6 protein-coding genes are annotated in these 7,319 nt (G+C 58.7%); 5 read left to right on the plus strand and 1 reads right to left on the minus strand.

Features of this window, described 5'->3' with window-relative positions:
* Window positions 1–1,260 (plus strand): aspartate aminotransferase family protein (locus L0H65_RS11155; protein WP_301459044.1); only part of this gene is annotated, 1,260 nt, incomplete at its 5' end.
* A gap of 41 nt (window positions 1,261–1,301) precedes the next feature.
* Here L0H65_RS11155 and L0H65_RS11160 read toward each other — a convergent pair.
* Window positions 1,302–2,114 (minus strand): helix-turn-helix transcriptional regulator, encoded by an 813-nt coding sequence (locus L0H65_RS11160; protein ID WP_301459045.1) that lies wholly within the window; start codon window positions 2,112–2,114, stop codon window positions 1,302–1,304.
* 115 nt (window positions 2,115–2,229) lie between these two features.
* On the opposite strand from L0H65_RS11160, the gene L0H65_RS11165 reads away from it, so the two are divergent.
* From L0H65_RS11165 to L0H65_RS11180, 4 genes are all read left to right on the plus strand, one after another.
* Window positions 2,230–3,783 (plus strand): ABC transporter substrate-binding protein, encoded by a 1,554-nt coding sequence (locus tag L0H65_RS11165; protein ID WP_301459047.1) that lies wholly within the window; start codon window positions 2,230–2,232, stop codon window positions 3,781–3,783.
* Window positions 3,784–3,846: 63 nt separating this feature from the next.
* Window positions 3,847–4,791, plus strand: a complete 945-nt coding sequence (locus L0H65_RS11170; protein ID WP_301459048.1) for an ABC transporter permease — start codon at window positions 3,847–3,849, stop codon at window positions 4,789–4,791.
* Window positions 4,792–4,834: 43 nt separating this feature from the next.
* On the plus strand, window positions 4,835–5,656 hold the full coding sequence (locus tag L0H65_RS11175) for an ABC transporter permease (RefSeq protein WP_301459050.1): 822 nt from the start codon (window positions 4,835–4,837) through the stop codon (window positions 5,654–5,656).
* Between the two features lie 2 nt (window positions 5,657–5,658).
* On the plus strand, window positions 5,659–7,319 hold a 1,661-nt coding region (locus L0H65_RS11180; RefSeq protein ID WP_301459051.1), incomplete at its 3' end, for an ABC transporter ATP-binding protein.

Raw genomic sequence — 7,319 nt, forward strand, 5'->3', positions numbered from 1 at the left:
GGCGAGGGGGTTTATATCACAGATAGCGACGGCAAGCGCAGCCTTGACGCTTTTGCAGGGCTTTACTGCGTCAACGTCGGCTATGGCCGCACCGAGATCGCCGAAGCCATCGCCAAACAGGCGCATGAGCTGGCCTATTATCACTCTTATGTCGGCCATGGCACCGAAGCCTCGATCACCCTTGCCCGCATGATCATCGAGCGCGCGCCCAAGAACATGAGCCGGGTTTATTTCGGTCAATCCGGGTCGGATGCCAATGAGACCAACATCAAATTGATCTGGTATTACAACAATATCCTTGGCCGCCCCGAAAAGAAAAAGATCATCTCGCGCTGGCGTGGCTATCACGGTTCGGGCGTGATGACCGGCAGCTTGACGGGCCTTGCGGTGTTCCACAACAATTTTGATCTGCCGCGTGCGCCGATCCTGCACACCGAGGCCCCCTATTTCTATCGTCGTGCAGATCGCAGCATGTCCGAGGAACAATTCAGCGCGGATTGCGCAGAAAAGCTGGAGGAAATGATCCTGGCCGAGGGGCCGGATACCATTGCAGCCTTCATTGGTGAGCCGATCTTGGGCACCGGCGGTTTGGTGCCACCCCCGAAAGGCTATTGGGCGGCAATTCAGGCGGTGCTTAAGAAATACGACATCCTCTTGGTGGCCGATGAGGTCGTCACCGGCTTTGGCCGTCTGGGCACGATGTTCGGCTCGGATCACTACGGCATGGAGCCGGATCTGATCACCATCGCCAAGGGCCTGACCTCGGCCTATGCGCCCTTGTCCGGATCAATTGTGTCGGATCGCATGTGGCAGGTTCTGGTGCAAGGCTCGGACCAGCTTGGGCCCATTGGCCACGGCTGGACCTATTCGGCGCATCCGATCTGTGCGGCGGCGGGGGTGGCGAACCTCAAGCTGATCGACGAGATGGGCCTTGTGCAAAACGCAGGGGATACCGGCGCCTATTTCCGCGCGGGTCTGGCCGACGCCTTGGGAAGTCATGCCAATGTCGGCGAGGTGCGTGGCGATGGTTTGATGGCGGCGGTGGAATTTGTCGAAGACCGCGACGACCGCCGCTTCTTTGATCCGGCGCGCAAAATCGGCCCGGCTGTGGCGACTGCGCTCTTGGAACAAGGCGTGATCGGGCGCGCAATGCCGCAGGGTGATATCCTTGGCTTTGCCCCGCCACTGTGCATCACCCGTGACGAGGCCGATGTGGTGATTGCAGCGGCGAAAAAAGCTGTGGCCAAGGTCTTCGGCTAACAAAACTCAAACGGCGCGCAGGCTTTGCGCGCCGTCTGGTATCAAGGTTCGTCCACCTCCAGCACATATGCGCCGGGGGGCACGTCATTGGCAACCAAAGCAACAATATCCGCCGGAATTTCACCCGAATCGGGATGAAACATGCCAATTCGTGCCATCGCCTTGCGTAAATCCACATCCCGCCCCAGAAAGTCCAACGCCACTTTTGACGCTCCGGGCTTACGCCCCCGCCGCGTCGGCCCGCCGGTTTGAATTCCCATCAGCCGCAGCAAACGGTGCTGGTGACTGGCATAAAGTGTGACTTGCGTGATGGATTTGAAATCCAGAGTCTCATATTCGATGATGTGGATTCGGTCGGCCAAATAGAACAAAGCACCGGTATACTTGTTCATCCCTTTGGTTTTTCCGGTATCTGGATCGCGCAGAACTTCGATATTCTTCCAGTAATACCGCCCGCCATCGGCATAGATGGTTGCCAAGGATCGGGTAATCAAGCCTTTGTTTCCGAATGAGTAAAAGTATCGGTAGTAATAGCCGACATATTTTTCCATCGACAGGCTGCGCCGGTAAAGTGCCTCAAGGTGCAAAAGCGGTCTACGCATTTGCGGCAGCGGATCAGGTTTGCGCTTGAGCGCCACGATCTGCTCGAACTGCGCCGGTTCCATCAGGATTTCAGCTTCTGTCACACCGAAAAAGTCGCAAAGCTTGCGCATATTGCGACGTGAAGGGTGGGATTGGCCGCTGAGGTATTTGTTGAACTGCTGCCGATTGATCTGCAACCGACGACAGGCCTCGGCAATAGAGCTATGATAGCTGCACAGAAGTGCAAGGTTTTGCGCCAGATCGTTTTCCATGCCCCATCGCATAGTGAAGCTACCTTCGCGTCAAGTCGCGAAATGCAGCGCAGTAGATAAAAATATTAGCCTGTGCTCAACTTTGCGCAATAATAGGCAACAGGGAGAGAGTAGAATGACTAAGTTGACCCTTTCACGGCGTAGCTTTCTGGCGACGGGCACAGCGATTGGTGCGCTCAGCCTTGTCGGACTGACCCCCGCCGAATTGCAAGCAGCAGGCGAGACCACACTGCGCTTGCGCCTTGATGGAGACAACAAAATCCTTGACCCCGGCTATATGATCGGCGGCACCGAGATTGAAGCACAAAAGCAATGCCTTCCCTTTCTGGCGCAATACAAGCGCGACGGCGACAGCTTCACATGGGAGCCAACCTATTTCGTCACCAAGCTGGAATTGCGCGACCCAACCCACATTGACTTTGAACTGGCTGACGGGCTGGTCTGGTCGGGCGGAAACGGCCCTTTGATGGCCTCGGACGTGAAATTCTCCTATGAGCGAATGAAAGGCACCGATTGGGGCGGCTATTTCGATGCTTTGGATCATGTCGAGGTAACGGGTGATCGCACCGGCACCTTGGTGCTGAACAAACCTTTCGCGCCGTTCTTCATGGTGACCTTGTGCCATGGTCCGGGGGCAATCCTGTGCGAAAAGGCTGTGGGTGCAGCAGGTGGCAAGTTCACCACGCAATTCCCCGCTGTTTGCGGTCCTTATGTCTATGATCAGGTTCCGGGGCAAAGTGCCACCTTCTCGACCAACCCGGAATGGACCGGTCCAAAGCCCGGTTATGACAAGGTCTTGCTGCGGGTGATTTCGGAAACCAAAGCCGCGGAACTGGCGTTCGAGGCGGGCGAATTGGACTGCACTGAACTTAGCACAGACACGATGGCGCGCTATAAGGCCGCGATGCCTGCCGGTGCCGCAATCACCACTGCGGGCCAGTTGCAATATATGTGGATGGGCATGAACACCGAACATCCCAAATTGCAGGACATCAAGGTGCGTCAGGCCATTCAACATGCCGTTGATGTGGACTCGATCATTGCCGCAGCCTATTCCAACGTTCCGGCAAAATCCTTTGGCGTCGTCTGTCCCGGCCTGATCGGGCACCGCACCGCGACGAAATCCTACAGCTACGATCCTGAAAAGGCCCGTGCGCTGCTGGCCGAGGCAGGCGTAAGCGGCCTTTCGCTGTCGATCCGGTCGCTGAACACCCAAGAGCCGATGCTGGCCGCGCAGATTATTCAAGCCAATCTGGCGGCTGTTGGCATCACGCTGAACGTGATCCCGCTCGACAGTGGCCCGTTTTGGGAAATGGGCACCGAGTCTGCTGGCGATACCTGGAAAGATCTGGAGCTTTGGACCATGCGCTTTGCAGGGACGCCAGACCCGTATGAGGCAACGCAGTGGTTTGTGTCGTCGCAAGTCGGCATCTGGAACTGGGAGCGTTGGAAGAACGCCGAATACGACAGCCTTTATGAGCAGGGCATCGCGGAAAGCGACGAAGCCAAGCGCACTGAAATCTATCTGCGCATGCAAGATATAATGGAAGAAACCGGCGCCTACGTCTGGATCTGCCATGAGCCCGAGGCCTATGTGCATCCCGAAAACATCGCCATCAACGCCGCCCCGTCGGGCGAGTTGGACTATCGCCATTTCAGCCACACTTAGGCTTGAATTCAGCCCGCGCGGCGAAAATTCCGCGCGGGTTCCGTCACCAATGGGCAGGGGCGTATGTTAACCTATCTTATAAAGCGGCTTGGCCTTTCGGTCGCGGTGGTCGTGACGGTGCTTTTGGTGCTGTTCTTGCTGTTGCGGCTGATACCGGGCAATCCGGCCACCATCGCCCTTGGTCCGCGCGCCTCGCCCGAGGCAATTCAGCGCTATTCAGAAAAGATGAATCTGGACAAGCCGGTCTGGATGCAATTTGCCACCTATGCGGGGCAAGTGGTCACGGGCGATCTGGGCAATGACGTGTTCTCGGATCGCAAGGTTTCAACCATCATCGGGGAACAGATCGGTTTCAGCCTGGCGCTGATGGCCGCCGCAATGGGCTGGGCGGTTGCTTTGGGGGTTCCACTGGGCTGTCTTGCGGCGGTGCGCCCGAATTCATGGCTGGACCGGATTAGCGCTGTCTTATCGGTTGGCACCATTGCCATCCCGTCTTTCCTGATGTCGATCTGGGCGCTGCTGATCTTTTCGGTCAACCTGCGCTGGTTGCCGGCTATGGGCGCGGGAGATCCGGGCAATATTCCCGATCAGGCGGTGCATCTGATCATGCCCGCTCTTGCCGTCGGCCTTAGCTGGGTCGGCTATCTGGCCCGAATGGTCCGCGCCTCGATGCTTGAGGTGATGGGAGAACCCTATATCCGCTCGGCCCACGCCTTCGGGTTGAAACCCGCCCGAGTGATCTTTGGCTATGCCCTGCCGGTGGCTATCTTGCCAACGATCACGCTGATCGGCATGGGCTTTGGCGGGTTGATCTCGGCGGCAGTCTTTGCCGAGATTATCTTTGCAAGGCCAGGGATAGGTAAACTGATCTACGATTCCGTGCTGGCACGGAATTTTCCCATCGTGCAGGGCGCCGTTGTCGTCGCCACAGCCCTTTATATCGGCGTCGTCTTGATGTCCGACATCCTTGTCAGCTGGATTGATCCCCGTGTCCGTAACTCACTCTGACCCCCAGCGCCAATCGGCGCGTAGCGAACGCCGCGAGCGGCTTATGGCCTTTTTGTCAGGTTGGCAGGGGGTCTTGGGCCTTGTGCTGGTCGTCGCCTTCTTTGCTAGCGCGATCTTCGCCCCGCTGTTTGCACCTTACGATCCCAACGCGATGGACATTCCTGCACGATTGTCCGGCCCATCGCTAAGCCACCTTGCCGGTACCGACCAACTGGGTCGCGATACGTTGTCGCGGCTTCTCTACGGCGGGCGAGTGGCGCTAAAAATCGCCGCCCTCGGCGTGTCGCTGTCTATGGTGATCGGATTGTTTTTGGGGATGATTGCGGCCTTTGGCCCGCGCTGGCTGGATGCGCTGTTGCTGTTGATCTTTGATTCGGTGCGTGCGTTCCCGACCATTATTCTTGGCCTTGCTACGGTCGCTTTGACCGGGCCCAGCCTTGGGCTGGTGTTGGTGATCGTCATCGTCACCTCGATTCCGCAATATGCCCGTGTCACCCGCACCGCCGCGCTTTCCCTGCGCGGGACTGAATTCATTCAGGCCGAGCGCGCGCTGGGTGCGTCAACCGCCCGCATTCTTGGCCACCATATCCTGCCGAATGTGGTTGGCCCCTTGCTGATTCTGGCGGCAATGGATGTGCCGGTGGTGGTGTCGATCGAGGCGGGGTTCAGCTTTTTGGGCTTGGGTGTGACCCCACCGACCGCCAGTTGGGGCACGATTTTGAACGAGGGCTATCTGGTGATCCGCGATGCGCCTTGGATGGTCGTGGCGGCGGGTGTGCCGCTGATCTTGACCACGCTTGGCTTTACTTTTCTGGCCGAAGCGCTCCGTGATGTGTTCGACCCGCGCATGACAAAGGGGCGATAATCATGGATAACTTGCTGAATATCAATGGATTGTCCGTCGACTTCCAAACGCGGCGCGGCCCAATCAAGGCACTTCGCGATATCAGCTTTGCCGTGAAGCGTCAGCGTATCCTCGGCATTGTCGGCGAAAGTGGTTCGGGCAAAAGCACTGTGCTGTGGTCGATCATCGGGCTTTTGGCCGAAAACGCGCGGGTGCGGGCGGGCGAGATTTCCTTGGACGGCGTCGATGTGCTTGGCATGTCTGAACCTGCGCGCCGTGCCATGCGCGGCGAGCAGGTCTCGGTGGTGTTCCAGGACCCGATGACATCGCAGTCGCCGCTGATAACCTATGATCGCCAGATGCGCGACATTCTGTATCGCCGCCCAACCAGTCGCGCCGAGAAGCACCAAGAGGCCGTGGCGATACTGGAAAAGGTTGGCATTCCTGACCCTGCCCTGCGCATCAGCCAATACCCGCATCAGTTTTCCGGCGGCATGCGCCAGCGCGCGGGCATCGCGATGGCCTTGCTGACCGGCCCCAAGCTTTTGCTGGCAGACGAGCCTACCACCGCGCTTGATGTCACGATGGAGGCGCAGATCATCCATTTGCTCAAGCAGTTGCAGGCCGAGATTCAGGCGACGGTTGTGGTTGTTTCACATAACCTTGGCCTGATTGCCGAGCTTTGCGATGATGTGGTGGTGATGTATGCGGGCGAAGTGGTTGAAACTGGCAATGTGCGCGAGATTTTCCATCACGCCCGCCACCCCTATACCCGCGCCTTGCTAGATTGCGACCCGGCGCGCATCCTGCATCGCTCGCCGCGCCTGCCGATCATTGCGGGCGATATCCCCGATCTGTCGCAACCGCGCCAAGGATGCATTTTTGCGGAACGTTGCGCGCATGTGATGCCGCTTTGCCGCACAGATGCGCCGCCGCCGGTGGCTTCGGCCACGGGTGCCGTCGCGTGCTGCCATTTGTTGACCGAAGGCAGCCCCGATCTGCCGCCGATCGTCGCGCCCCCCCCTGCGGCGATGGTGGCCAAAGCCGCCCCAACGACGCAGCTTTTAGAGGTGGACAATCTCAACGTGCGCTTCACTGTTGGCGGCGGGCTGATCGCTCACTTGCTTGGCAAGCGCCCAAAACCATTGGACGCGGTGCTGGATGTCAGCCTGCGCCTGCGGGCGGGTGAAACGCTGGGCTTGGTGGGCGAAAGCGGCTCGGGCAAGACCACGCTTGGCCGCGCCATTCTAAATCTCGTACCGGTCAGCGGCGGTCAGGTGCGCTTTCAGGATCGGGAAATCCAATCTTTGACCGAACGCCAGTTCAAACCGCTGCGCCGCAATATGGCGATGATGTTTCAAGACCCGAACGGCTCACTTTCACCGCGCAAAACCGTGCGGGCCCTGATTGTAGAGCCGCTGTTGATCCACGGCATCAAAGGCGTCGATCTGGACCATGAGGCCGAGCGTCTGGCCGATATGGTGCGGCTTCCCCGCCCGCTGTTGTCACGCTTTCCGCATCAGCTTTCAGGTGGACAGGCCCGACGTGTTGGCGTGGCGCGTGCTCTGGCGCTGAACCCCGCGCTGATCATCGCGGATGAGCCGACAGCGGGGCTGGATGTGTCGGTGCAGGGCGAAATCCTGAACCTTATGGCCGACTTGCAGGCAGAACATGGCTTGGGCTA

Origin of the sequence: Pseudorhodobacter sp., from assembly GCF_030452865.1 — a bacterium.
In the GTDB taxonomy this organism is placed as follows: Bacteria; Pseudomonadota; Alphaproteobacteria; order Rhodobacterales; family Rhodobacteraceae; genus Pseudorhodobacter.

Coding starts and splice junctions, on each gene's coding strand:
- L0H65_RS11160 (WP_301459045.1), bottom strand. CDS start 2,114: ATGGAAAACGATCTGGCGCAAAACCTTGCACTTCTGTGCAGCTATCAT.
- L0H65_RS11165 (WP_301459047.1), top strand. CDS start 2,230: ATGACTAAGTTGACCCTTTCACGGCGTAGCTTTCTGGCGACGGGCACA.
- L0H65_RS11170 (WP_301459048.1), top strand. CDS start 3,847: ATGTTAACCTATCTTATAAAGCGGCTTGGCCTTTCGGTCGCGGTGGTC.
- L0H65_RS11175 (WP_301459050.1), top strand. CDS start 4,835: ATGGCCTTTTTGTCAGGTTGGCAGGGGGTCTTGGGCCTTGTGCTGGTC.